Raw genomic sequence first — 24,179 nt, forward strand, 5'->3', positions numbered from 1 at the left:
ATAAAAAACCAAGACCGCGCGGTCTTCGTTTCCTCAAACTTGTGGAGGTAGCCTTTTCACATAAGTGGTATGAGTCTTTGCTTACCTCCTCATGCACAGTTGAAACTAGCAAATGACCCAGTTGGTGGACTTTGCCAACTTAGAAAAAGCGACGGCCAAGACCGAAGCCCCAGCCTCCGAAGCCTCCGAAGCCACGGACAGGACCGTAACCCCGTCTTCCGAAGCCTCCGAAGCCACGGACAGGACCGTAACCCCAGGGTCTGTAGCCTAATCCTCCGACGAAGCCGAAGCCGCCAGAAACATCCTGTTGTTCTTCTGCGGATAAATCCATCAACTTAGATGGGAGGTCTTTAACTGACATAATTTTCCCTCAAATTCGTTTGTACGTGGTACACACTTCCGTAACAAGAAATATGAGAGTGTAGTACCTTGCTTTTTATTTGTAAACCAATTTTATAGTGATGAAATTATCCGCAAGTTATAAAAAATAATCTCAAATAATATATCTATTGGTTAATTTCTACCGACTTAATTTTACTTTATTATCTGCGCCAAAATATCAATTTACAAACACATATATAAGGAATATTTGCATTTCTTGATATGAAAAATAGATACACTTACCAACCTTTTTTCTATGAGAAAAAAGGTTGTGAATATTCCTCTTCTATTTTAGAGAAGAGGAAACTTATAACAACTTTAAAGGTAATAGTGACAGATAGACTTACGCCCCCAGGTATATCAAGGGATTACTCATCCATAGTTTAAAATCCCAAATCCAAAATGGTATTATTCCAGGTGATTTAATGTTTCCCAAACATCCTCTTTTGAGTCTTACTGGAAGAAACCGTCAAAAGAACCACCACCACCACCTGCTGGTGGTCCAGCAACAAAGCCAAAAATGCGAACGGGGATACGTTGACCACGAGAATCAATGAGAGTCCCAACGACGGTAATATCAGGTCTAGTGGGTCCACCCAGTTGTAGTTGTTGACCCCCAGATATAACTTCCTGTGAATCTGGGGATAAATCCATCAATAAATCAGGTTGAGTTATTTTTTCCGACATAATTTATTTCCTCAATCTCGCAGATATATTTTAGGTAGGTAGCACCCATGATAGGTGCTACCAAATTACAGATCAGGTTTGCTATTGTACCGTCAAATATCTGTAATACAAGACTATTTTCGAAGTAGAAATCATGGTAATAATGTAGTCTTTATTTAACGACTTCAAGAATACCAGTTAAGCGGATCGGAATACGGCGAACACGTTTCCTGGGTCGTTCATCAAAGCTATCTTCTTCGGGAAATTGAGTGTCAAATTGGTTCATTTGTTCTTCAGATTGTCCACCAGCTAAAAGCTCTTGTTGCTCTACAGATAAATCTTCAAACAGGTTTGGTTGGGTGATTTTGTTAGACATAATTTTGTACCTCAATTAATGGGTTTAGGTCTGTAATTACCTATGTTTTTATTATTGGGCATAATCGATTTATTTAAATGTCCCTTAAGTTATAAAAATATCATTAATTTTTATCTCTATAGACTCATGTAAATTTTCTGAATTTATCTTTATTTATGATAATAATATGGTTGATTTATTAGTATAGTTACTTCGACAAAAATATCCTCAGAATAAGAAAAATTGAGGATGTATTCACTATATAATTGCCAAAAGTTACCAGCTAAATTTAGCCATTTGCAAAAATAGGCAACCCAGAGCAATAAGTATATATTAATATTTTATTTTTTAACTAATTATTTAAGAGATAAATCCTCTAATAATTTGAGCGATCAGATTGTTTAAGCTATTCCCAGTAGAAGGAACACTTGGTAATTTAAAGGTTATAGATGATGCCATAGTAATCTGTGAGAAATTGTACTTTGTACTTTGGGTTCCAGATTCATCTTCTCCCAAATTTAAGTTATTGTCTGCCTGAGTTTGAATGTCAGTTTTTTGAAATAAAAAATTACTAGTTGCTAGTATGTTTTCCCCTTGACCACCAGCTAGGCTTTCTTGCTGTTCTTCAGAGAGATACTGCCAAAAATATATATGATTTTCAGACATGATTATAGTTGCTCATACTACGGTTAATTTTCATCACAATAAAAACTTTTGATGCTCTCCTTTGTGTGAAAGAAAAGTTTCTAGAGTACCTTGTAACTGCACTTCACCTTTTTCTAACATCACAATCCAATCGGCTCGCTTGATCACACTGGGGCGATGGGTAATTAAAATTGTAGTTTTGCCTTGGCGGTGTGCTAAGATAGCATCTAAAACGCTAGTTTCACTTACTGGGTCTAGTCCAGCGGTGGCTTCATCTAAAATGAGGACAGGTGGATTAGTCAGAATTCCCCTTGCGATCGCTAATCTTTGTCTTTGTCCACCAGATAGATTAGCGCCAAATTCACCTAAGACAGTTTGATACTTATTGGGAAGTTGACTGATAAAGCTATCAGCATCGGCAATTTCGCAAGCTTTGACAATTTCCTCAAAGGAAATGTAGGGCGTTCCTAAACGGAAATTCTCTAAAATCGAGCGACTCCAGAAATGAGGTTCTTGGGGTACATAAACTATTTGTTGTCGTAGACAATCAAGAGCGAGGTCATCGAGGTTAAAAGAGCCAATGCGGATATTACCGGAATTTGGCTGATATAAACCTGCTAACAGTTTTGCCAAGGTACTCTTACCACAGCCAGATTTACCAATTAAAGCGATCGCTTGTCCACCGGGTAGCTTGAGAGAGAAATCTTCTAATAAGTCCACTCTACCGGGGTGGTGAAATGTCACATGAGAACAATGAATATCTGCACCGCCAGAAATTTGGGCCACAGGCTTTTGACTGCTTCCCGCATCCTCATGTGTAGCATCAATCACTTCTAAAAGCCGAGAAACTGCTGTTTGAGAGCGAAAATATTCATCCACTAAGCCCACTAAAGAATTAATTAAACCCAGAACATTCACCTGTAGCGCATTAAAAGCGAGCATTTGCCCAATACTTAATTCGCCCTGAATCACTAAAAGACTTCCCAACCCCAGTAAAGCCACACCACCAATACTAGAAAAGAGTCTAGAAATAGTAGTATTGATAATTCCCAATTGCACAGTACTAAAAGTCAGATTAGCCAGACGACCAAAACGACTTTGAAATTCTTCCCAAAATTGGGGAGCAGCATTTGTAGTTTTAACTACCTGTGCGCCCTTAAATGTTTCTACTAAAACCCCTTGATTTTCCGCCCCCAAGACTAAAAGACTGCGAGTCTTTTGTTGGAGGATAGGTAAAAAAGGCAAGGTAGATAAAGTCATTAAACCACTGATGAGGATAACTGCTAGTGTGAGCCGCCAACTATAAAACAGCATTAAGCAGAAAGAAATCACTGCAATGAAAAATTTACTAGGTAAAAGAACCACTATCTGTGATACTAACTGGTTAATGTCATTAATATCTCTTAATCGGCTGGTGATTTCACCACTACGGCGGGCTTCGTAGTAATTCAAAGGTAACTGGAGTATTTTGCGCCCAAATTCTAAAACTAGCCCCAATTGTAGCCTTTGACCAAAGTGAGCAATCATTGTCGATTGCAATAATTGTAAGGTACTACTGAATAAGGTCATAACTACAACTGCAGCCACAACAACGGTGAGTAGCTGGACATCTCCGCGGACTAAAACATCATCTGTAAGGATTTGGATGAGTACCGGAGAACCCAAAGCGAGTACACCCAGGACAATGTTGAGCATTAAAACCTGAGTGAGCAAACCACGATAAGGCAATATCCGCTTAATAAAGCGTCCTAAGCCGCCTATTGGTTGCTCTTGGGGCTGCTCAAAAAAGCGGTCTGGATCTGGTTCTAGTAAGAGCATCACCCCATTCCAAGCGGCTGTTAACTCGTCTCGGGTAACATAACGAATCCCTACAGATGGATCAGCAATCACATACTTTTTGCCCTCTTGCTTATATAACACTACCCAGTGATAACCATGCCAATGGATAATCGCTGGTAACTGCACTTCTTTGATTCTGTCAAGAATTTCTGGGGAGGCTTTAACTGCTCTAGCATTAAAACCCAAATTCTCAGATCCGCGTTTAAGACCTAACAAAGTAGTGCCTAGTTGTCCAGTTCCTACTGATTCTCGACTGCGATTAATACTCAAAAACCGTCCATAATGTTTGCAAATAGAAGCCAGACAGGCTGCTCCACAGTCTTCTTCGCTCAACTGTGAAACGCACTGATAGTTTTTTTGCAGTTTGATTAAACCAAACATAATTAAGTTTTGTTTATTGAACTTTTATCCTTAATCTCAAACTTGCTAACGCTGGAAATGTAACTAAAGATTTATTTATCGGCGGTTAACTCTTTGTAATTACGTCAGAGAATTTCAGACCACCAAACTTTCCTAAAAATCAGTGATTAATCTGGCTTTGCGGAGAATGAAATTAAGCACTGTTTCCTGACGGGAAATAATATCAGCCCTACCTTCCATACCGGGTTTGAGATGACACTGACGATCGCCTCTACCCACAGATGTAGTTTGGGCTTCTATAGTGGCTTGATAAGCAACCATCTGGCTAGGATTTTGAACAGTGGGCTGGGGGCTGTGATTTCCCACTGGTAGGGTATCTGGTGCGACGGTTCTCACCGTTCCGTGAAGAGTACCATAATCTGGATAGGGGCAAGCAGAAACCTGCATCTGCACTTTTTGCCCGGGTTGTACTTTGTCGATATCTTGAGGCTGAATAAAAGCTTTAATGATCATCGGACCATTGGGGGGAGCAATTTGAGCAATAACTTGCCCGGGTTGTACTACCTGCCCAGGATTACGCAGATTTAACTGTAGCAATGTCCCTGTAATTGGCGCTCGAATTACAGTTTGATTCAGGTCAGTTTGTAGTTGTTGTAGTTCTTTGCGCGTCCGAATCATTTGTTTTTGTAGTTCTAGACGCTGTTGCATGAGGGTTTCTCGCTCTCTGTTCAAAGCGGCTAAGGTCGCTTTTCCACTGGCTTTTTCTTGTTGAATCCGTTCATAGGCGACGGTGAGTGCAGCATTACTGGGATTGAGATTAGTTTGAGCTTTTTTGAGTTTGATTTCGGCAATTTTTAAGGCTTGTTCTTTTTCTTCTATTAGGTCTTTGGCGTTAGCTTTTGCTTGTTCTAACTTAGCCTGGGCTGACTTGACAGCCTGTTCTTTTTCTTCATATAAACTGCGAGTAACGGCTCCGGATTCTACTATTGATTGTAAGCGATCGCGTTGCAATTTGGCTAAATTTAAAGCTATTTCGGCCTCTTGTACAGTTGCTGTTAATAGGTTATTTTGTAGTAGGCGATCGCGTTGTATTTCCGCTAAATTCCAGGTAGCTTCGGCCTCTGTCAGCTCGGCTATAGTTCTAATTTGTTGATCTTCATAGTTGCGTTGAGTCGCACTGAGTTCGGCTTGTGCTGCGATGATAGCCCGGTTAACTAAGGTTGTTTGGGCTGTGATCTGAGTAGTAATTTCACGGATTTGAGCATCGATTTGGCGCAGTTGTAATTGACTCTGCTCAATGCTGTTTTCTAGTTGGCTTTTTTGATTTTGCAGGCGAGAATCATCAATGTAAGCTATGGCTTCTCCTTGATTGACTATTTGATTTTCTTGCACATCTATTTTTTGCACTGTTCCGATGACGGCGGATTCCACAATTCCTAGTTTTCCTTCTGGTCGAATAGTGGCTGGAACTTTGACTGTGAGATTGTAATTAAAAATAGATGTGAGACCAGTGGCCGCCAGAAATATACTTAGTAAAACTCCGGCCCCGATATTTGTCCATTGACTGATGCGGGGAAGAAACTCTTCAGGTTGCACTAAACTGAGTTCTTCTGGAGTCGGTTCATTAAACCGATTCCACTGGTTTTCTGGTTGGGGAAACGAATTCACTATACTTTACCTTGGCTGGGATTCTCATGTATAAAAAAATGGTGCAAACATTCATAAACACAGTTACCTGTGCAATCATCAATTACAGGACTTACGCAACTAACATCATAGCCTGGCTAGAGAGGACTAAAGTCCTGTATGATCAGGAATAGCAATGACGACAAACAGAAAATTTTCTTTGATAGTCTTTGATAGTTGCGTAAGTCCTAAATCATTCAAGATGGTAATTGCAAATATCTCAAGTACTGGTCAAATGATCACTGATGAATTTCAACTGGACAGACCATAGCTGATGGGATGTTATTCGTTATTGGAGTTATTCCCTGCGCCGTTGAGAATTGGTGCAGCACCCAAAGCATCAACGTCAGGAACTTGTGCAGCACCCAATCCCAATAAATCTTGTGCTGCGGTGTTAGTAGCTGTCAACTCACCTGTGGAGTTTGCACTGCTACCATCCGGACCAGATCTGACTGCTCCTTGTAAATTTGCCAGTCTGTTAGCGAAATTGCTCCCAGCTAGGTCAAAGTCAACACCGCCAGCTATAAGTTCTTGCTGCTCATGGGATAAAGCAACACACAACTCTGATAAAATCTGCTCTGTCATGATTGTTAGCCTCGGTTACATATTTTTGATTTTTGCCAAAAATTCTAGATTTTAACTAACAGCCATTTAGCCAAAATCAAGAAAATTATGGAATAATAGCCTACTTTCCACCCCTGCTCACAAGAAACCCCGGTGTTTTCTTGATTCATCGCTACCACATTTCCTGGGGAAATTCACCAGGGTGATCTCTGTAATATTTCAGTTATTAGAGACTGTTTGTTAAACCCCACACATGATTTTCGACTGAGGTGGGTGCAACGCTCTCACAAATCGGATTTATGGGTTACTTATTAAGCATTGTTATCATTTACACCATTTAGCACTGGTGCAGAACCCAAAGCGTCAACTGAAGGTACTTCTTGGGCACCCAATCCCAACAAGTCTTGAGCCGCAGTATTAATAGCCGTAACATCACCTGTAGAGTTGGCATTACTACCATCTGGACCGGCCTTACTTGTTCCTTGTAAGTTAGTACGTCTTCGTGAGAAGTTGCTCCCGGCTAGTTCAAAGTCCGCACCGCCAGTTAAAAGCTGCTGTTGCTCATCAGATAAAGTGACAAATAATTCTGATGCGAATATTCCATGTGACATGATTGTTAGCCTCAGTTATGTGCATAGGTGTGTGAGCACCTAAGAACTCAACTATAAGCACTGTTTGTCACGAATTCATAAATCTGGAGATAGAAATCAATGTTATCTATTTACTCCTTAAAGTAGATATAATGTCCGATTTTTTCGAGGTAAAGCCACACACCTAGGACATAAATGGTTAATATTCTCGGTTTTTGCGGCTATTTATCGAAAAAATGGGTTTTTAACCCTAACACGAAAGTCCCTACCTTCAGCGAAGCAAGGTAGGGATGAATTATCTGTTGATTATGGGGAATGGTGTAACAGAGTGTTAGTTAATATAAGTGCTAGGGTGGCACTTCCTAAAGGAACTGTTAAATTATCAATGCCTAAAAATGAAATTGCTTCTAAGCTAGTAGCAACTAGAGCGATCGCCAGGGATATTACCCAAGTTTGCCAAAGGTTACCTTCAATACTCAATAAAATTAAACTACTGATAAAAAAACTCACTGTAGCCATGGTCAAGGAGCCTTCCCAACTTTTTTGGGATCCTAAAACTTTATACTTATGTTGACCAAAGCGTTGCCCAATCAATGCTGCTAACCCATCACCCCAGGCCATGACCATGATCCCGATGGCTGCGTATTGGGGCTGTTGTATATGCCAGAACCAGGCGACTAAAATGCCCATACTGACAGCATAAAAGAAGGTTCCCAAACTTTGCCGACCGACGCTATTAATACCAGGCAGAATGGGATATCTGTATGATAATAAGGTGATGGTGCTGGCGACAATGGAAGCTGTAATCCCTAAACTGGCGGGAACATTTAGCCACCAGGCTAGTAAAATTACATTACCTGTGCCAATGTGAACTATTTTCCTAACTATTTCTGGTTCACCCTTACCAAAGCGATGCACCACCCATGAAATCAGGAGGATCAGTGACACCCAAACTGTAACTACGGTAATTTGCAGCCACAAAGGTGGAACAGAGGTTAAGTTTATAACAGAAGATAACAAAGAAACTACAAGATATAAGTTTTCAGATTTATTATTAATTTATCGGATCTAGGGGATAGTGATGAAATTATTATTCATTTGGTTAATTAAAGGTTACAGAATGTTTATTTCGCCATTATTTCCCCCTACTTGTCGCTTTCAACCAACTTGTTCAATGTATGCTATTGAAGCTATTGAGCGATTTGGGGTATGGCGCGGTGGGTGGATGGCTACGCGGCGGATTTTACGTTGTCATCCTTTTCATCCAGGTGGTTATGATCCAGTCCCGGAGGCTAAGACCCATTGCTGTGATTCTACTCTACCTGATTGCGAGAAATAACCCCCGGTATTTTAACACAGCCGTCACTTCTAAAATGAAGGGTTCGTTATAGGGTGCAGCGATTAATTTTACACCCAAAGGTAAAGCCTGATGCTGCAAAATTGGCACTGACTGCTTGATATTAACGTCGCCAAGGTGTAAATTAAATTCTTATCAAAGCCCCAGGACCCAGGGGTAAACCCAAAACAAACCAGATAATTAATAGAATAGACCAACCCAGCAAGAAGGCGATCGCATAGGGTAACATCATAGCTATGAGCGTCCCCATACCTAGGTTTTGATCGTATTTCTGGCCAAAAGCCACCACCAAAGGAAAATAAGGCATCAAAGGGGTGACAATATTAGTAGTAGAATCACCAATACGGTATGCAGCTTGCGTTAACTCTGGGGAGTAACCCATTAACATAAACATGGGTACAAATATAGGAGCCATAATTGCCCACTTAGCGGAGGCTGAACCCACAAATAAATTCAGCAGCATACTGATTATGATAAATAATATCAGTAATGGTGCCCCTGTAATCCCTGTAGACTTGAGAAATTCCGCCCCATTGATCGACATAATCGCCCCTAAATTACTCCAACTAAAATAGGCAATAAATTGGGCGGCGATGAATGCTAAAACGATATAATATCCCATGGCACTCATGGAATTACTCAAGGCTTTAGCAATATCTTTGTCATTTTCAATAGTTCCGGCAATCCTACCATAAACAATCCCAGGAATGAGAAAAGCCAAGGCAATAATAAACACGATGCTATCTAGAAAAGGTGAAGGAATAATTGTCAAGGTTTCTGGATGTCGTAAAATTCCTTGTGGTGGTAGCACCATAACCAAAACGAAGGCGATAAATCCTAGTAAAGCATAAGTAGCCCAGCGTAAACCTTTATTTTCCCCTAGGCTGAGTTGTTCCATTTGGTAATGTGCTTCCCCTGTGTAATTACCCAATCTGGGCTCTACAATTTTTTCGGTAACAAACCAGCCAATTAGAGTTATTAAGAAAGTGGAAACTGCCATAAAGTAATAATTGGCAGTAGCATTAACTTGATAATTAGGGTTAATTAATTCTACGGCACTTTGGGTTAATCCAGCCAGTAACGGGTCTAGGGAACTAATGAGTAAATTGGCACTAAACCCACCAGCTACACCCGCAAAAGCCGCTGCTAAACCAGCCAAGGGATGCCTGCGAAATGCTAAAAATACAATGGCTCCCAGAGGTACAAGTACTACATAACCAGCATCAGCAGCAACGTTGCCCATAATACCAGTAAATACTACGGCAGGGCAGATAAATTTACTAGGGGCAATTAATACTATTTTGCGTATTACTGCTGAGAGAAACCCAGTATACTCAGCAACTCCCACCCCCAACATAGCCACCAGGACAGTACCCAGGGGAGGAAACTCCCTGAAGTTGTTCACGGCGGAGGTAAAAATGCGGCGGATACCCTCCGGGGTAAGTAAGGAAACTGCGACGATGGTGTCACCGTTTCCAGGGTGGACAACAGAAAGGTTAAAAGCAGCGGCGATGGTACTGGCGAGAATTACCATTAAGGATAATAGGAAAAATATCGTCAGTGGGTCGGGGAGTTTATTTCCTACAGCTTCGATGAAGGCTAAAGCTGCACCTAAACCGGTAGCTTTTTGACTTTTTTGAGGATTCATAGTTTGTGTGCTTGGCGAGCGCGTACCCGTTCAGGACTACCGGTAGGAATGGAAGCAATTAATTTTTGTGTATATTCTTCCTGGGGGTCCATGTAAATACTTTCGGCTGTTCCCTGTTCTACAATTTGACCACAATTCATGACTAAAATGCGATCGCTCATAAATTTGACGACACTTAAATCATGAGAGATGAAAATATAGGTAAGTTGAAATTCATCCTGCAATTCTTTGAGTAAATTCAACACTTGGGCTTGTACAGAAACATCCAAGGAAGAAACCGACTCATCACAGATAATAAACTTAGGATTTAAAGCCAAAGAACGCGCAATACAAACCCGTTGGCGTTGACCACCAGAAAACTGATGAGGATAGCGGTGTATTGCATCTGCACTTAAACCTACCCGTTCTAAAAGTTCAACTACACGTTCTCGGCGCTGTCGCTTGGTCTTCCCCACAGAGTGAATTAACAACGGTTCCATCACCGCATCCCCAACTTTCATCCGGGGGTCTAGGGAGCTAAAGGGATTTTGGAAGACAATTTGCATTTCTCGGCGCAGTTTCTGCAATGCTTCACCCTTCAGGTGAGTAATATCTTGACCCTCAAAGATAATTTCACCACCCATTGGTTGAATTAATCGCAGCAAACTTCTACCCAGAGTAGTTTTACCACAACCAGATTCTCCCACCAATCCCAGTGTTTCCCCAGGCTTAACATCAAAAGAAACATTGTTAACTGCCATATGGTAGCGTTTTGTACCACCAAATACTCCCCGCACGGGGAAACCTACCTGGAGGTTGCGGACTTGCAATAAAGGTGACTTATGATTAAAGTTGTTCCGCCTTTGAGACATTTCCTCAAGGGTGAACTCTGGGGGATGCAGGGGTTCTTTGGCGCGAATTACTGCTGTTCCTGTGGGAGTTTCTTCCACGCTCATATAGTCGGAAACAGTTAGTAGTTTGTGAGGACGGTGGTTAAGTTTAGGGCGACAAGCTACCAGACCTTTAGTATATGGATGTTGGGGATGGCTAAAAATTTCTGCTGCTACACCATATTCGACAATTTGGCCTTGGTACATTACTGCTACTTTGTCAGCAATTTCCGAAATTAGTCCCAAATCGTGGGTAATGAAAATGATAGACATATCACGGGTTTGCTGCAATTCTCCCAACAACTCAATAATCGTAGCTTGCACCGTCACATCTAAAGCTGTAGTGGGTTCATCAGCAATTAATACCACAGGATTGCAAGAAATAGCCATGGCAATCATTACCCGTTGTAGCTGACCTCCAGAAAGTTCGTGGGGGTAACGCTCTAGGATAGCTTCTTTGTGCTGCTTGACTAACCTAGCCAAGGTTAGCCCGTCTGGTTGACCTGTGCTTTGCAGACACTGCTGTTGTATAATCTCATCATGAGGCAGAAGTTTGACTTCTTGCAAAAGAGCGATCGCAATTCGTTTGGCTTCAACTAGAGAAACATTCTCATGTTGCATAATTGCTTCTGCCATCTGAAACCCAATATTATAAACCGGATTGAGGGAACTCATGGGTTCTTGAAAAATCATGGCGATATCACCACCCCGGTGTAGCTGCATTTCTTCAGGAGGTAATTCTACCAAATTAATCGGTTGACTACGGGACTGGGGGCGAAACCAAACTTCACCACCGCTAATTTTACCGGTAGTTGGCAATAAACCCATGACAGCCAATGATGTTACCGATTTACCACTACCCGATTCACCGACTATACCTAGAGTCTCGCCGCGATTAATTTCAAAGGATATATTATCTACTGCTTTGACACTGCTACCATCACTGGAAAATTCCACTTTTAGATTGCGAACCTCTAGGACAGTTTCTTTCATAGGAATCAGGTGATAAATATTGACGGTAATTTATTTGGATTTTAGCAATACTTCCTGCTCCATAACCCCAAACTAAGAATTTGTCCGAAATCTGATTATCTTTGAGCCATCTTCGGGTTTGGTGTTCTGTTTGTGGGAAAGTCAGTAATTTTCACCAGATTGCTGACATCGCGTTATTCTAAAATTGAACTTTCACCGAGTGCATCGAAAATTCATGAAAGGTAAGCAAGTTTTACTCACCGGTGGTACTGGTGGACTAGGTTTAGGAGTCACCCCAGCTGTTGTGTCCCGGGGTGCAAATGTAACTATTCCTTATCGTCTCCCCAAAGAAGTTGAACGTCTCAAAGGAATCCTTTCACCTGCTGATTTCGCCAGAGTTCACTTTATCCCTGCTAATCTGGAGGAAGAAGCCTCAGTAGATCATCTGATCAATCGTATGGGACGGGTGGATGTATTAATTCATCTGGTGGGGGGGTTTTCTATGGGGAAAACTCATGAATACAGTTTTTACAGTTGGAAGCGGGAATTTGATTTAAATCTGAATACAACTTTCTTGACTTGCAAGTATAGCCTAAAAAGTATGTGGGAACATGGCTATGGTAGAATTGTCACGGTAGCTTCTAGGGCTGCTGTAGAACCTGCGGCGCAATTAGCGGCCTATTCTGCGGCTAAAGCCGGTGTGGTAGCCTTAACAAAGGCGATCGCAGATGAAACTAAGGGTACAAATATTACTGCTAATGTGATTCTTCCCAGTGTAATTGACACACCTAAAAATCGCGAATCTATGGGACCAGAAAATGCTCACAAGTGGGTAAAACCCGAATCTCTAGCTCAATTAATCTGCTTTCTGGCTTCAGAAGCTGCTCAGGATATCCGTGGTGCTGCAATTCCCATATACGGTGATATTTAGTCCCAAAAGGTGAGTCAGCCAGGTACTTGATATCAAAGTGTAGCATTGAGCAACAGGTGAACGGTTTTATTGAGTTGTCAATCTTTGATTCTGACTAGGTAGGGAAATAAAATCATGCATGTGGGATTTTTTCACAGAATACCAGTCATACCCCTGATATTACTCTGGTTAGCTTATGCCCTTTTAGGGTGGTATCTTGCTGCTCATCACATTATTTGGTTGACGGGGGCTTTTGTTGTCGCCGTCACCTTAGCCATTGTCAGAAAAACTACTGTTTGGTTGGATCACTTAGTGGCACTCGGCTCTAGAATCTTGGTTGTGGTTTTATTTTTAAGTCTATCAGTTGCTTTGGTAGAAACTTGGTCGGTATTCTTCAGTCTGTTTCTCATACCCATAGCCACTACGTTTTTAGCTGATTTAGAAATGCGTTGGAAAGGCTTTAACAAAACCGACTCATTTTGGATTTTAAGCCTCTTAGCTTTGTGCGGTTTGGTAGTCGGTGAAATGATCGATATTTTACTTTTGCCCAGTAGCGGATTTTAGATGTGATCCCACAGTGGGAACTATTAATTTACGATGGTTCTTCCTTATCGATTATATCTTAACAAATCTGGGAGTAATTGTCAACCTCCAAATCTTCATTATTTGCGGCCTAGAAACTGCCTATGCAGTCAGACTGCAAGCAACTAAAATATAAAGTTGCTCTGGATAAGTGAAGAAAAACTCGTAACATAAGTAACTCGCAAAACCTTATTGTAAAGTAGGGAAAAAGTCTAATGTCACAGTTGGTCACAGTAAAAGTAAATGAGCTTGAGAGAACACAGCCTTTATTATTAGTTCACAAATGCAAAGCAGATCCAGACAAGATTTACAAGACCTAGTGCGCGAGCAGCTGCAAATCCTACTTGAACAGAAAAATTTTCAGGGTGCTAAAGCTTTGTTGGTTCCCGTTCAGGTAGCAGATATTGCCGCATCTATTGAAGGTTTACCAGAGGCTACCCAGGCGATCGCCTTTCGGTTACTTTCTAAGGAAGAGTCCATAGAGGTGTTTGAATACCTCGATCCTACTGTACAACAAACACTACTAGAAGACTTTAAGCGTCACGATGTCCAGGAAATCGTCGGTAATATGTCGCCTGATGACCGGGCGCGTCTGTTTGATGAGCTCCCGGCCAAGGTTGTCCGACGGCTATTACAGCAACTCAGCCCAGATGAACGGGATGCAACTGCTTTACTTTTAGGTTATGCGCCTAATACCGCTGGGCGCATTATGACTCCTGAGTATCTCTCACTCAAGGAAAATATCACCATTACTCAGGCGTTAGCACAGATTCGTTCTCAGGCTGATGTCAGGGAAACTATTTACTATATTTATGTCACTGATGATGCTCGTCGGTTGACGGGGATTCTCTCCCTGCGGGATCTGATTTTGGCTCAACCAGAGGAAACTATTGGCAGCATGATGACCCGTGATGTGGTATTTGTCAATACAAATACTGACCAGGAAGAGGTGGCGCGGACAATTCAGCACTATGATTTTGTGGCCATTCCTGTGGTAGATGCTGAACAGCGCCTCGTCGGTATTGTCACGGTGGATGATGTCCTGGATATTTTAGAACAAGAAACTACAGAAGATATCTATAAGTTGGGTGGTCTAGAAGCTGGTGGTGATAATTATTTTCAAACTAACTTATTTACTGTTGCCCGTAAGCGGGTAGTATGGTTATTTATTCTGTTGATTACTAATAGTGCAACGGCGGCGGTAATTAGAGACCAAGAGGATGTTTTACAAAAAGTAGTAGCTTTAACTGCATTTATCCCCTTATTAATTGATACGGGGGGGAACGTAGGCGCTCAGTCTTCCACTGTGGTGATTAGGGGGTTGAATACAGAGGATGTCCGCTCTCACGAAGCTTTAAATATAATTAGACGGGAGGCGATCGCCGGCATACTCCTGGGAGGTATGTTAGGTACTGTAGTCATAGTGTGGGCATACTTATTACAAGGTAATATCTCAGTAGCCCTGGCTGTGGGTATTAGTCTATTTTCCATCTGCGTTTTAGCCTCAGTTTCTGGTTCCGCATTGCCATTTTTATTCCGGGGGATGGGACTAGATCCGGCTTTAATGTCAGCACCTTTTATTACTACAGCTGTGGATGTCTTGGGAGTTTTAATTTACCTAAATGTAGCTCGCATGATTTTAGGGTTATGAGGAGAACGACCAAAGCAGCTGACTGTTTCGGGAAAAAATAGCTATAGTTCATTCCTCTGATTGAGTCGTTGAATCATCCTTTCCAGTAGTGGTAGCGGCGCTCATCTAAGTCTTGAAAGTTGATGATATGGCCTTGAGCTAAAATTTACCGCATCTGTGCCTGAATAAATAAGAGAGGTAGATAATTATACCTCTCTTTAAGGGAAAAAATTAATTCAACTTCTCAGATTTTAGTATCTGCTGGGCTTGTGAACAATAAAGCTGAGAACTTGACACTGCTTGATGTTGTCAAAACCTACAACACGAATATAGCAGTTGCCATACTGAGAACGGCAAGATTGAACTTCGCTAAGTACATCGTGAGTAGATGTGGCGTTGAATAAAGGTAACTTCCACATTGTCCAGTACAATTCTGTGGGTTCAGAAGTTTCGTTGAACTCAACAGCAGGAATGTAACCTTGACTCAAAATGTACTGAACTTGCTTGGCAATTTGAGCATCAGTAAGAGGTGGTAAGTAGGAAAGGGTTTCGTAACGACGCTCTTTTGGTAAAGTTTGCATAGCTTTTGATAATGGTTTGGGATTGATAGTAGTTTTTCAGTTATTAGTGAACCACTGTTCACTCTTCACTGTGGGGATCTGAACTTGTCTGCTGTTCTGGGTGCGGACTGGGGTTAGATGTATCTATTTGTGTTATGCGTTCTAGATGCTGGCGACGTTGCTCCATATTGGCTTGTTGAATGCCAGTACAAACCATTTCTGGCAAAAATTCGGCTATTTCTGCGGCTATGTGTTCTCTGACCGTCATGAGCCGCAGTGCCAAATCCGGCTTTTCTTGGAGCAGTTGCTCAAGATATGCCTCTCCGTCTTGAATTTTCCCAGATGAAAAGTTTTGCAACCAATACGCTAAGGGAGGATTCGTTTCGCCTAGCTGTGCCAATACAGTCCGCAGCGCCTGATAAGTCAGGTAACTTTGGAGAGTTTTGGCTGTGTCTTTGGCAATTTGCTTTAGATTCATGCTTGACCCCAGCCCATAAAAAGTAAAAAGTCAAAAGTCAAAGGTTAAAAGAAAGAATGATTATTTTCTTGTACTCTTTAACTTTTTACCGGTTACTTGAGGATCAGACAGTATCCATGGCCTCGAACTCGAACTTGATTTCTTTCCACAGTTCGCAAGCAACAGCCAACTCAGGGCTCCACTTAGCAGCTTCGCGGATGATATCGTTACCTTCACGAGCGAGGTTGCGGCCTTCGTTACGAGCTTGGATACAAGCTTCTAGAGCTACGCGGTTAGCGGTTGCACCAGGTGCGTTACCCCAGGGGTGACCCAGTGTACCACCACCAAACTGGAGTACGGAGTCATCGCCGAATATTTCTACCAGTGCGGGCATGTGCCATACGTGGATACCACCAGAAGCAACTGCCATTACACCAGGCATAGAAGCCCAGTCTTGGGTGAAGTAGATACCGCGAGACTTGTCTTGCTCAACGTAGTTTTCACGTAACAGGTCAACGAAGCCCATGGTAATACCACGTTCGCCTTCCAACTTACCAACTACTGTACCGGTGTGGATGTGGTCACCACCAGACATCCGTAGGGTTTTGGCCAATACACGGAAGTGGATACCGTGGTTCTTTTGACGGTCGATAACGGCGTGCATAGCGCGGTGAATGTGCAGCAAAATGCCATTATCACGACACCAATGAGCCAAGGTGGTGTTAGCTGTGAAACCTGCGGTGAGGTAGTCGTGCATGATGATGGGCATCTTCAGTTCTTTAGCGAACTCAGCCCGTTGCAACATTTGTTCACAGGTGGGGGCGGTAACGTTCAGGTAGTGACCTTTGATTTCGCCGGTTTCTGCTTGTGCTTTGTGGATGGCTTCTGCTACAAACAAGAAGCGATCGCGCCATCTTTGGAATGGTGCAGAGTTGATGTTTTCATCGTCTTTGGTGAAGTCCAAACCACCGCGCAAGCACTCATATACAGCGCGTCCGTAGTTCTTAGCAGACAAACCTAATTTGGGCTTAATGGTACAACCCAACAAAGGACGACCATATTTGTTTAATTTGTCACGTTCTACTTGGATACCGTGAGGAGGTCCTTGGAAGGTTTTCAGGTAAGCAACGGGAATCCGTAAGTCTTCTAGACGTAGCGCCCGCAAAGCTTTAAAACCAAATACGTTACCTACAATAGAGGTCAACATATTGGTAACGGAACCTTCCTCGAATAGGTCTAGAGGATAAGCAACATAGGCGATGTACTGGTTATCTTCACCAGGAACGGCTTCAATGTCGTAGCAACGACCTTTGTAGCGATCTAGGTCTGTGAGCAAGTCTGTCCATACAGTTGTCCAAGTACCGGTGGAAGACTCAGCCGCCACAGCAGCACCCGCTTCTTCGGGGGGAACTCCAGGCTGGGGAGTCATCCGGAAGGCGGCTAGAAGGTCTGTATCTTTAGGTGTGTAATCTGGGGTGTAATAAGTTAGTCTGTAATCTTTAACCCCGGCTTGATATCCTGATTTGCTCTGGGTCTTCGTTTGAGCGTAAGACATAAATTCCCCTTCCAAGAAGTCACTCTATTAATTACTTAATCAAATCACGTTCTGTGCAACTTTTTCTCACTCCCGCTTTTTACCCTTATTGATTGGGGGAAAAATCAGGAAAAATTTTTTGTTAGAGGTTGGTTTTGGCGGGTAGGTTTTCTGGCAACGAAACATTTATTTACAAATGTTCTCCCCAAGAAGCTGGGGTGCATCAAGCCCGTCATGCTGTTTCCTCATCCCGTAAATAAAAATTCTCTTTTAACTCTTTGCTCTTACCCCGCTAAATTTTTGTCTTTACACCGCTGTCTGAGGATGGTCACAGGACTATTACCCCACATAACGGCGTTTTTAGCTGACTGGGTTGATATCTCACCGGATAGACTCCTGATATATCCCCTCATAATGGGGGAATAGATCACGGGAGAATTTGCTTGACATAAACTCAGCAGAGTGATAAGCGAAAGAAAAAGAAATTGCACACCACGTCATTTGTATGTTGTCTTACAATATATCAAGAATTTGATAAGTTATTCTTTCAAAGTTTTTAACTGATTTATTTAAATTTGTTATTACATAAAGTTTTAAACATTTTGTTAAGACTGATTTACAAAAGTCCAATTTAAATGTACCCAAGTGGGAGGAAATGGAGACGAGAGGAGGCATAACCGCAAAAATGGCAATTACTACTGGGCAATTAATTCAATGGAAACAACAAGGGCGGTCAATTGTCGCCTTGACAGCTTGGAATTATGCGATCGCCCAACTTCTAGATGCAGCAGGGGTAGACTTAATCTTAGTGGGGGACTCACTGGCGGTGATTTTAGGTTACGAAACAACACTACCAATTACCCTAGAGGAAATGCTGCACCATGCTAAAGCTGTGCGTCGTGGTGTCAAACAGGCTTTAGTGGTGGTTGATTTACCATTTTTAACTTACCAAGAAAGCATCTCACAGGCGATGCACTCAGCCGGATTAATTTTGAAGGAAACAGGAGCCCAAGCAGTTAAGTTAGAAGGTGGTTATCCCGCCATGGTAGAAACCATTGCTCGACTGGTACAAGCGGGGATCCCAGTCATGGGTCATGTCGGTTTGACACCCCAATCAGTACATCAACTGGGACTAAGACAACAGGGGAAAACTCAGGACGCTAGGGAGAGAATTTTCCACCAGGCCATGGCTCTAGAACAAGCCGGTGTATTCTCCATAGTTTTAGAGCATATACCCGCAGATTTAGCTAGAGAGATTACACAAAAATTAAACATTCCCACTATTGGCATCGGTGCGGGAGTTGATTGTGATGGACAGGTGTTAGTCACCTCCGATGTCCTAGGTTTGGGAGAAAAGCACCCACCCTTTGCAAAAGTTTACACAAATTTGCGAGAGACAATAACCAAAGCTGTGAAAGATTACGCATCGGAAGTGCGCGATCGCCAGTTTCCCTAACCCGATATACTGAAATATTAGGAGTAGTTAAATGTTGGTACAAATTCCCCCTACTCAAAAAACACAAAAAGAATTAAATATTACTTGGGAAGCTCTTCCCGCCGAATTCATTCTACCCGATGATCCAGTGGAAAATATTCAACAACCGGCGCTGGCTTCGGCACTGACCGATGCACTAGGAGCCACACAACGCATCCAACCCCAGATGTTAATTGCTTCTAACTTCGGTCTAGTAGCGACAGTCAACAAAAAAATAGTTGTCAAAGCGCCTGACTGGTTGTACGTTCCCCAAGTCCAACCCGTAGCCTCTGGGGTGATTCGTCGTAGTTATACCCCCCATTTAGAAGGTGATCCTGTGGCTGTAGTCATGGAATTTTTATCAGACACAGAAAATGGAGAACTATCAATCCGTTCAACGCCACCTTACGGTAAACTATATTTTTACGAGCATATTCTTAAAGTTCCCACTTATATCACCTATGACCCCTACGAAGTGATTCTAGAAGTCAGGTGTTTAGAAAACGAAAAATATAGCTTAATGACGGCAGATGACAATGGTCGTTACTGGATTGAGCAATTAGAATTATTCCTGGGAGTTTGGCCAGGTGAGAGACTATGCCAAAATATGAATTGGCTGCGCTGGTGGGATAAAGAAGGTAATTTGTTGTTATGGAGTAGTGAACAAGCCGAACAAGAACGCCAACGGGCTGAACAAGAACGCCAACGGGCTGAACAAGAACGCCAACGGGCTGAAATACTAGCAGCAAAGTTACGTGAGCTAGGTGTTGACCCTGATGCGATAGTATAGTATGCATATATTAGATATTATAACTGGAAAAGACGAGCATCCAGCCTTATTAACACCAGCCCAACTAACTTTGACATATGAGCAACTGAAGTCAAATGTATTAAGTCTAGTTGCACAGATGCACAGTTTTGGCTTAGGTAAAGGAAGCCGCATCGCCATTGCTATGGCTAATGGTTCTGAGATGTCCTGTATTTTCCTTGCTGCTACCTTGTGCGGAACAGCAGCACCCCTGAATCCCAAATATAAAAGGGAAGAATTTGCCTTTTACTACCAAGACCTGCAAGCCCAAGCCCTGATCAGCTTACCAGGGACACCAGAGTCCGCGATTGTGGCGGCTCATCCTGATATGCTCCTAATTAATGTGATAACTAACAGCGATGGTACATTGAGCCTGGCATTAAATGGGGAAGTTAAGCAGGCACAAATAGAACCTAATAGCTTTGAGTTACCTACAGATGATGATGTAGCGATTATTTTACATACCAGTGGAACTACTAGCCGTCCTAAACGAGTTCCCATTCGCCACCGTCATCTGATAGCTTCTGCCCAGAATATTATCACTGTCTACAATCTCACCGCTAAGGACACCAATTTATGCCTGATGCCACTATTTCATATTCATGGATTAGTGGGTTGTCTACTGTCCACCTTAGCATCAGGGGGGACATTGATCTGTCCCACAGGGTTTAATGCCTTAGAATTTTGGCAATTCGTGGATAAATACAAACCCACTTGGTACTCTGCTGCGCCTACCATCCATCAAATGATTTTAGCGCGAGCCAGTCGCAATCAAGATATTGTGAAATCTCATAGATTCCGCTTTATTCGTGCTAGCAGCGCTCCTCTACCGCCGGTAATTATCGAACAAATGGAAGCAGTTCTCAATACGCCAGTGGTAGAATCCTACAGCATGACAGAAGCAGCCCACATGATGACTTCCAACCCTTTACCGCCGAAAATCCGCAAACCAGGAAGTGTGGGTTATGCGCCCTTGGGTGTGGAAATCGGGATTATGGATGACAATGGTCACCTCCTTCCCCAAGGTAGTCTGGGTGAAGTAGTGGTAAAGGGAGCCAATGTTATCGACGGTTACGAGAATAATCCCCAAGCCAACGCCAGTGCTTTTGTTAAGGGTTGGTTCCGTACAGGGGATCAGGGTAAACTAGACCTAGATGGCTACCTTTACCTGACCGGTAGAATCAAGGAACTGATCAACAGAGGTGGTGAAAAAATTTCGCCTTTGGAAATAGATGATTTATTACTGCGTCATCCTGCTGTAGCTGAGGCTTTAGCTTTTGCGGTCCCTCACAAGTCCCTGGGTGAGGAGATTCATGCTGCGGTGGTGCTCAAAAGTCAGACCAGTGAGCAGGAATTAAAATCCTATTGTTCCCAAGTTTTAGCAGATTTCAAGGTTCCTAAACAAATTCACATCCTGGAAGCATTACCCCGTGGCGCAACAGGGAAACTGCAACGGTTGAATATGGCTAAACTGCTGAAATTGGGGACTGACCTATGAAAATTTGTATTGTCGGTGTGGGTGCTATTGGTGGGTACTTAGGGGCTAAACTAGCCCTAGCAGGGGAAGATGTCACCTTAATTGCTCGGGGAAAGCATCTAGAAGCAATTCAAAATCAGGGACTAGAGGTAATTATGGCCGATGGGTCTAGTTATAGAGTCAATCCTTGTGTAGCTACGAGTGATATAAATGAGGTAGGATCTCAAGATGTGGTCATTCTGGCAGTGAAAGCGCAGAGTTTACCGGCGATCGCTCCTCAACTATCATCCCTCTACAATCCTGATACCATGGTAGTCACTGCCCAAAATGGTATACCTTGGTGGTACTTCTATAAGCATGGTGGTGAATATGAAGGGCAAAAAATACACGCCGTTGATCCAGAAGGGATCATTGCCGGCAATATTGATGTAGAGCGGGTAATTGGTTGTGTAGTTTATCCAGCGGTAGAATTACAATCACCGGGAGTAATTCATCACATTGAAGGCGATCGCCTCAGCCTGGGAGAAATCGACCACAGCAAAACAGAACGTGTGCAAAAACTAGCGGGTATTTGTAAACGCGCTGGTTTAAAAGCCCCAGTCAGGTCTAATATTAGGACAGAAATCTGGGTGAAATTATGGGGGAACTTGGCTTTTAACCCCATCAGCGCCTTAACTCGCGCCACCCTAGAGCAGATTGCCCAATACCCATTGACTCGCGCACTGGCAAGGCAGATGATGATGGAAGCCCAAACCATAGCTGAAAAACTAGGTATTGAATTGAGTATCAGTTTAGAAGAGCGGATCAATGGGGCGGAAAAGGTAGGCGCTCATAAAACCTCTATGCTGCAAGATATTCAAGCAGGGCGACCTACAGAAGTTGAGGGTATTCTGGGAGCGGTGATTGAACTGGGACAACTCACTCACACCCCTACACCCTATATGGATACAGTCTATGCCAATGTCAAACTACTAGAAAAAACTGTACAACATTATTGATAAAAATATTAGCTTTGTAGCTATGATCATGGTTTATATTACCGTTCGGGTGGCACAAGTCACTATTAGTGCATGGAACCTCCGCCACGCTACGAGGACGAGGTTTTATGAAAATGCTAAATTTTAAACTGCTGCTCAATTGCCACAGATAAAGACTAAACTAAAAAGTCTTGTGCTGCATAACCTGTAAATTGCCAAAAAATCAAGTAATCATGTCTAAGGTTCTCGTCTCCGATCCTATTGACCAAGCTGGAATTGACATTCTCACCCAAGTTGCTACGGTAGATGTCAAAACAGGTCTCAAACCAGCAGAACTGATCGAAATTATTGGTGAATATGATGCGCTGATGATCCGCTCTGGTACGCGGGTTACACAAGAAATTATTGAAGCTGGTACGCAGTTAAAAATCATCGGTCGTGCTGGTGTGGGGGTGGATAATGTCGATGTTCCCACAGCGACCAGGCGCGGAATTGTCGTTGTCAATTCTCCAGAAGGTAACACCATCGCCGCTGCGGAACACGCCCTAGCGATGATGTTATCTTTATCTCGTCACATCCCCGATGCTAACGCTTCTGTGAAAAGCGGTGAGTGGGATCGTAAAACTTTCGTAGGGGCGGAAGTTTATAAAAAAACTCTCGGTGTTGTCGGGTTGGGTAAAATCGGTTCCCATGTTGCAGCAGTAGCTAAAGCTATGGGAATGAAACTCTTAGCTTACGATCCTTTTATCTCCAGAGAACGAGCCGAACAACTTGGCTGTCAGTTAGTGGATATGGATTTACTGATGCAACAAGCTGACTATATCACGCTACACATCCCCAAAACACCAGAAACCACCCACTTAATTAATGCTCAAAGTCTAGCAAAAATGAAACCCACAGCCAGAATAATTAATTGCGCTCGTGGTGGTATCATTGATGAAGCTGCTTTAGCTGCGGCAATTAAAGAAGGTCAAATTGCCGGTGCTGCGTTGGATGTGTTTGAGTCAGAACCACTGGCTGAGTCTGATTTGCGATCGCTCGGTAAAGAAGTCATCCTTACCCCCCATTTAGGAGCCTCCACAACGGAAGCACAAGTAAATGTAGCTATTGATGTGGCCGAACAAATTCGCGACGTTCTCTTAGGACTACCAGCGCGTTCAGCAGTGAATATCCCCGGATTGGGTCCCGATGTCCTAGAAGAACTCAAGCCTTATATGCAGCTAGCAGAAACCCTGGGTAAACTGGTGGGACAGCTAGCTGGTGGAAGAGTGGAGTTACTCAATGTCCGACTGCAAGGCGACCTTGCAACTAATAAGAGTCAGCCTTTAGTTGTCGCCTCCTTGAAAGGACTACTTTACCAAGCCCTGCGGGAACGGGTAAATTACGTCAACGCGAGTATAGAAGCCAAAGAGCGGGGAATTCGGGTGATTGAAACCCGGGACGCTTCAGCTCGTGACTACGCTGGATCTTTGCACCTGGAAGCTACAGGTACTTTGGGGACTCATTCGGTAACAGGCGCTTTATTAGGGGACAAAGAAATTCACTTAACCGACGTTGATGGTTTCCCCATTAATGTACCCCCCAGTAAATATATGCTGTTTACTTTACACCGTGATATGCCGGGAATTATCGGTAAACTTGGTTCCCTCCTGGGCAGTTTTAATGTCAATATTGCTAGTATGCAGGTAGGCCGTAAAATTGTCCGTGGTGATGCTGTCATGGCTCTGAGTATCGATGATCCATTGCCGGATGGCATTTTGGATGAAATTGTCAAAGTACCGGGAATTCGGGACGCATACACAGTAACTTTATAAACTTGTAGAAATGAGGCCTGCCTC

The 24,179-nt window shown here is 42.9% G+C and carries 22 protein-coding genes; 9 read left to right on the top strand and 13 right to left on the bottom strand.

Annotation, left to right across the window (positions count from 1 at the left end):
• Positions 1-834: 834 nt before the first annotated feature.
• From PN447_RS05485 to PN447_RS05520, 8 genes are all read right to left on the bottom strand, one after another.
• Positions 835-1,068, bottom strand: coding sequence for a hypothetical protein (locus tag PN447_RS05485; RefSeq protein WP_271761465.1), 234 nt, complete (start codon positions 1,066-1,068; stop codon positions 835-837).
• A gap of 151 nt (positions 1,069-1,219) precedes the next feature.
• Complete coding sequence (locus PN447_RS05490) at positions 1,220-1,423, bottom strand: CTB family bacteriocin (RefSeq protein WP_271761467.1); 204 nt, start codon at positions 1,421-1,423, stop codon at positions 1,220-1,222.
• A gap of 339 nt (positions 1,424-1,762) precedes the next feature.
• Positions 1,763-2,068: a hypothetical protein gene (locus PN447_RS05495; RefSeq protein WP_271761469.1), complete on the bottom strand. Its 306-nt coding sequence runs from the start codon at positions 2,066-2,068 to the stop codon at positions 1,763-1,765.
• 33 nt (positions 2,069-2,101) lie between these two features.
• A complete protein-coding gene (locus PN447_RS05500; RefSeq protein WP_271761471.1) occupies positions 2,102-4,267 on the bottom strand; it encodes a peptidase domain-containing ABC transporter in 2,166 nt (721 codons plus the stop codon).
• A 132-nt stretch (positions 4,268-4,399) separates the two neighbouring features.
• Positions 4,400-5,914 (bottom strand): HlyD family secretion protein, encoded by a 1,515-nt coding sequence (locus tag PN447_RS05505; RefSeq protein WP_271761473.1) that lies wholly within the window; start codon positions 5,912-5,914, stop codon positions 4,400-4,402.
• 300 nt (positions 5,915-6,214) lie between these two features.
• Complete coding sequence (locus tag PN447_RS05510) at positions 6,215-6,517, bottom strand: CTB family bacteriocin (RefSeq protein WP_271761475.1); 303 nt, start codon at positions 6,515-6,517, stop codon at positions 6,215-6,217.
• A 290-nt stretch (positions 6,518-6,807) separates the two neighbouring features.
• Positions 6,808-7,107 (bottom strand): CTB family bacteriocin, encoded by a 300-nt coding sequence (locus PN447_RS05515; RefSeq protein WP_271761477.1) that lies wholly within the window; start codon positions 7,105-7,107, stop codon positions 6,808-6,810.
• A gap of 285 nt (positions 7,108-7,392) precedes the next feature.
• The gene (locus PN447_RS05520) at positions 7,393-8,106 is read right to left on the bottom strand and encodes a diacylglycerol/polyprenol kinase family protein (RefSeq protein WP_271761480.1); all 714 of its coding nucleotides are present in this window, start codon (positions 8,104-8,106) and stop codon (positions 7,393-7,395) included.
• A 61-nt stretch (positions 8,107-8,167) separates the two neighbouring features.
• Between PN447_RS05520 and yidD the strand changes: the two genes are divergently transcribed.
• On the top strand, positions 8,168-8,425 hold the full coding sequence (gene yidD / locus PN447_RS05525) for a membrane protein insertion efficiency factor YidD (RefSeq protein WP_271734474.1): 258 nt from the start codon (positions 8,168-8,170) through the stop codon (positions 8,423-8,425).
• Positions 8,426-8,567: 142 nt separating this feature from the next.
• Here the strand turns inward: yidD and PN447_RS05530 are convergent, their stop codons facing one another.
• Together PN447_RS05530 and PN447_RS05535 are read right to left on the bottom strand one after the other, a co-directional pair.
• Complete coding sequence (locus PN447_RS05530) at positions 8,568-10,091, bottom strand: AbgT family transporter (RefSeq protein WP_271761482.1); 1,524 nt, start codon at positions 10,089-10,091, stop codon at positions 8,568-8,570.
• Positions 10,088-11,953, bottom strand: coding sequence for an ABC transporter ATP-binding protein (locus tag PN447_RS05535; protein ID WP_271761484.1), 1,866 nt, complete (start codon positions 11,951-11,953; stop codon positions 10,088-10,090). Before PN447_RS05535 ends, PN447_RS05530 begins: the two co-directional genes overlap by 4 nt.
• A 214-nt stretch (positions 11,954-12,167) precedes the next feature.
• Here PN447_RS05535 and fabG point away from each other — a divergent pair, with 214 nt between their 5' ends.
• The 3 genes from fabG (at position 12,168) to mgtE (ending at position 15,075) form a co-directional block, all read left to right on the top strand.
• Positions 12,168-12,863 carry a 3-oxoacyl-ACP reductase FabG gene (fabG, locus tag PN447_RS05540; RefSeq protein ID WP_271734469.1) on the top strand — a complete coding sequence of 232 codons (696 nt, stop codon included), beginning with the start codon at positions 12,168-12,170 and terminating at the stop codon, positions 12,861-12,863.
• A 114-nt stretch (positions 12,864-12,977) separates the two neighbouring features.
• Positions 12,978-13,406: a hypothetical protein gene (locus PN447_RS05545; RefSeq protein ID WP_271761486.1), complete on the top strand. Its 429-nt coding sequence runs from the start codon at positions 12,978-12,980 to the stop codon at positions 13,404-13,406.
• 301 nt (positions 13,407-13,707) lie between these two features.
• Complete coding sequence (mgtE, locus tag PN447_RS05550) at positions 13,708-15,075, top strand: magnesium transporter (protein ID WP_271761488.1); 1,368 nt, start codon at positions 13,708-13,710, stop codon at positions 15,073-15,075.
• A 230-nt stretch (positions 15,076-15,305) separates the two neighbouring features.
• Here the strand turns inward: mgtE and PN447_RS05555 are convergent, their stop codons facing one another.
• From PN447_RS05555 to PN447_RS05565, 3 genes are all read right to left on the bottom strand, one after another.
• Entirely contained in the window at positions 15,306-15,635 is a 330-nt protein-coding gene (locus PN447_RS05555; RefSeq protein ID WP_271761490.1) for a ribulose bisphosphate carboxylase small subunit, read from the bottom strand.
• A 58-nt stretch (positions 15,636-15,693) separates the two neighbouring features.
• The gene (gene rcbX / locus PN447_RS05560) at positions 15,694-16,092 is read right to left on the bottom strand and encodes a RuBisCO chaperone RbcX (RefSeq protein ID WP_271761491.1); all 399 of its coding nucleotides are present in this window, start codon (positions 16,090-16,092) and stop codon (positions 15,694-15,696) included.
• A 103-nt stretch (positions 16,093-16,195) separates the two neighbouring features.
• Entirely contained in the window at positions 16,196-17,626 is a 1,431-nt protein-coding gene (locus PN447_RS05565; protein ID WP_271734461.1) for a form I ribulose bisphosphate carboxylase large subunit, read from the bottom strand.
• A gap of 664 nt (positions 17,627-18,290) precedes the next feature.
• Here PN447_RS05565 and panB point away from each other — a divergent pair.
• The 5 genes from panB (at position 18,291) to serA (ending at position 24,155) form a co-directional block, all read left to right on the top strand.
• Positions 18,291-19,061, top strand: coding sequence for a 3-methyl-2-oxobutanoate hydroxymethyltransferase (gene panB / locus PN447_RS05570; RefSeq protein WP_271761492.1), 771 nt, complete (start codon positions 18,291-18,293; stop codon positions 19,059-19,061).
• Positions 19,062-19,092: 31 nt separating this feature from the next.
• Positions 19,093-19,869, top strand: coding sequence for a Uma2 family endonuclease (locus PN447_RS05575; RefSeq protein ID WP_271761493.1), 777 nt, complete (start codon positions 19,093-19,095; stop codon positions 19,867-19,869).
• 1 nt (position 19,870) lies between these two features.
• Complete coding sequence (locus PN447_RS05580) at positions 19,871-21,385, top strand: acyl--CoA ligase (RefSeq protein ID WP_271761495.1); 1,515 nt, start codon at positions 19,871-19,873, stop codon at positions 21,383-21,385.
• Positions 21,382-22,362, top strand: coding sequence for a 2-dehydropantoate 2-reductase (locus PN447_RS05585; RefSeq protein ID WP_271761497.1), 981 nt, complete (start codon positions 21,382-21,384; stop codon positions 22,360-22,362). Before PN447_RS05580 ends, PN447_RS05585 begins: the two co-directional genes overlap by 4 nt.
• A 212-nt stretch (positions 22,363-22,574) precedes the next feature.
• Positions 22,575-24,155, top strand: a complete 1,581-nt coding sequence (serA, locus tag PN447_RS05590) for a phosphoglycerate dehydrogenase (protein ID WP_271761499.1) — start codon at positions 22,575-22,577, stop codon at positions 24,153-24,155.
• Positions 24,156-24,179: the final 24 nt, after the last annotated feature.

This window comes from Anabaena sp. CS-542/02 (genome assembly GCF_028331085.1).
GTDB lineage: Bacteria > Cyanobacteriota > Cyanobacteriia > Cyanobacteriales > Nostocaceae > Anabaenopsis > Anabaenopsis arnoldii.

Coding starts and splice junctions, on each gene's coding strand:
- PN447_RS05575 (WP_271761493.1), top strand. CDS start 19,093: ATGTTGGTACAAATTCCCCCTACTCAAAAAACACAAAAAGAATTAAAT.
- PN447_RS05515 (WP_271761477.1), bottom strand. CDS start 7,107: ATGTCACATGGAATATTCGCATCAGAATTATTTGTCACTTTATCTGAT.
- PN447_RS05495 (WP_271761469.1), bottom strand. CDS start 2,068: ATGTCTGAAAATCATATATATTTTTGGCAGTATCTCTCTGAAGAACAG.
- mgtE (WP_271761488.1), top strand. CDS start 13,708: ATGCAAAGCAGATCCAGACAAGATTTACAAGACCTAGTGCGCGAGCAG.
- PN447_RS05535 (WP_271761484.1), bottom strand. CDS start 11,953: ATGAAAGAAACTGTCCTAGAGGTTCGCAATCTAAAAGTGGAATTTTCC.
- rcbX (WP_271761491.1), bottom strand. CDS start 16,092: ATGAATCTAAAGCAAATTGCCAAAGACACAGCCAAAACTCTCCAAAGT.
- PN447_RS05555 (WP_271761490.1), bottom strand. CDS start 15,635: ATGCAAACTTTACCAAAAGAGCGTCGTTACGAAACCCTTTCCTACTTA.
- yidD (WP_271734474.1), top strand. CDS start 8,168: ATGAAATTATTATTCATTTGGTTAATTAAAGGTTACAGAATGTTTATT.
- PN447_RS05485 (WP_271761465.1), bottom strand. CDS start 1,068: ATGTCGGAAAAAATAACTCAACCTGATTTATTGATGGATTTATCCCCA.
- PN447_RS05490 (WP_271761467.1), bottom strand. CDS start 1,423: ATGTCTAACAAAATCACCCAACCAAACCTGTTTGAAGATTTATCTGTA.
- PN447_RS05565 (WP_271734461.1), bottom strand. CDS start 17,626: ATGTCTTACGCTCAAACGAAGACCCAGAGCAAATCAGGATATCAAGCC.
- PN447_RS05510 (WP_271761475.1), bottom strand. CDS start 6,517: ATGACAGAGCAGATTTTATCAGAGTTGTGTGTTGCTTTATCCCATGAG.
- PN447_RS05580 (WP_271761495.1), top strand. CDS start 19,871: ATGCATATATTAGATATTATAACTGGAAAAGACGAGCATCCAGCCTTA.
- PN447_RS05545 (WP_271761486.1), top strand. CDS start 12,978: ATGCATGTGGGATTTTTTCACAGAATACCAGTCATACCCCTGATATTA.
- PN447_RS05585 (WP_271761497.1), top strand. CDS start 21,382: ATGAAAATTTGTATTGTCGGTGTGGGTGCTATTGGTGGGTACTTAGGG.
- PN447_RS05530 (WP_271761482.1), bottom strand. CDS start 10,091: ATGAATCCTCAAAAAAGTCAAAAAGCTACCGGTTTAGGTGCAGCTTTA.
- PN447_RS05500 (WP_271761471.1), bottom strand. CDS start 4,267: ATGTTTGGTTTAATCAAACTGCAAAAAAACTATCAGTGCGTTTCACAG.
- panB (WP_271761492.1), top strand. CDS start 18,291: ATGGCAATTACTACTGGGCAATTAATTCAATGGAAACAACAAGGGCGG.
- fabG (WP_271734469.1), top strand. CDS start 12,168: ATGAAAGGTAAGCAAGTTTTACTCACCGGTGGTACTGGTGGACTAGGT.
- serA (WP_271761499.1), top strand. CDS start 22,575: ATGTCTAAGGTTCTCGTCTCCGATCCTATTGACCAAGCTGGAATTGAC.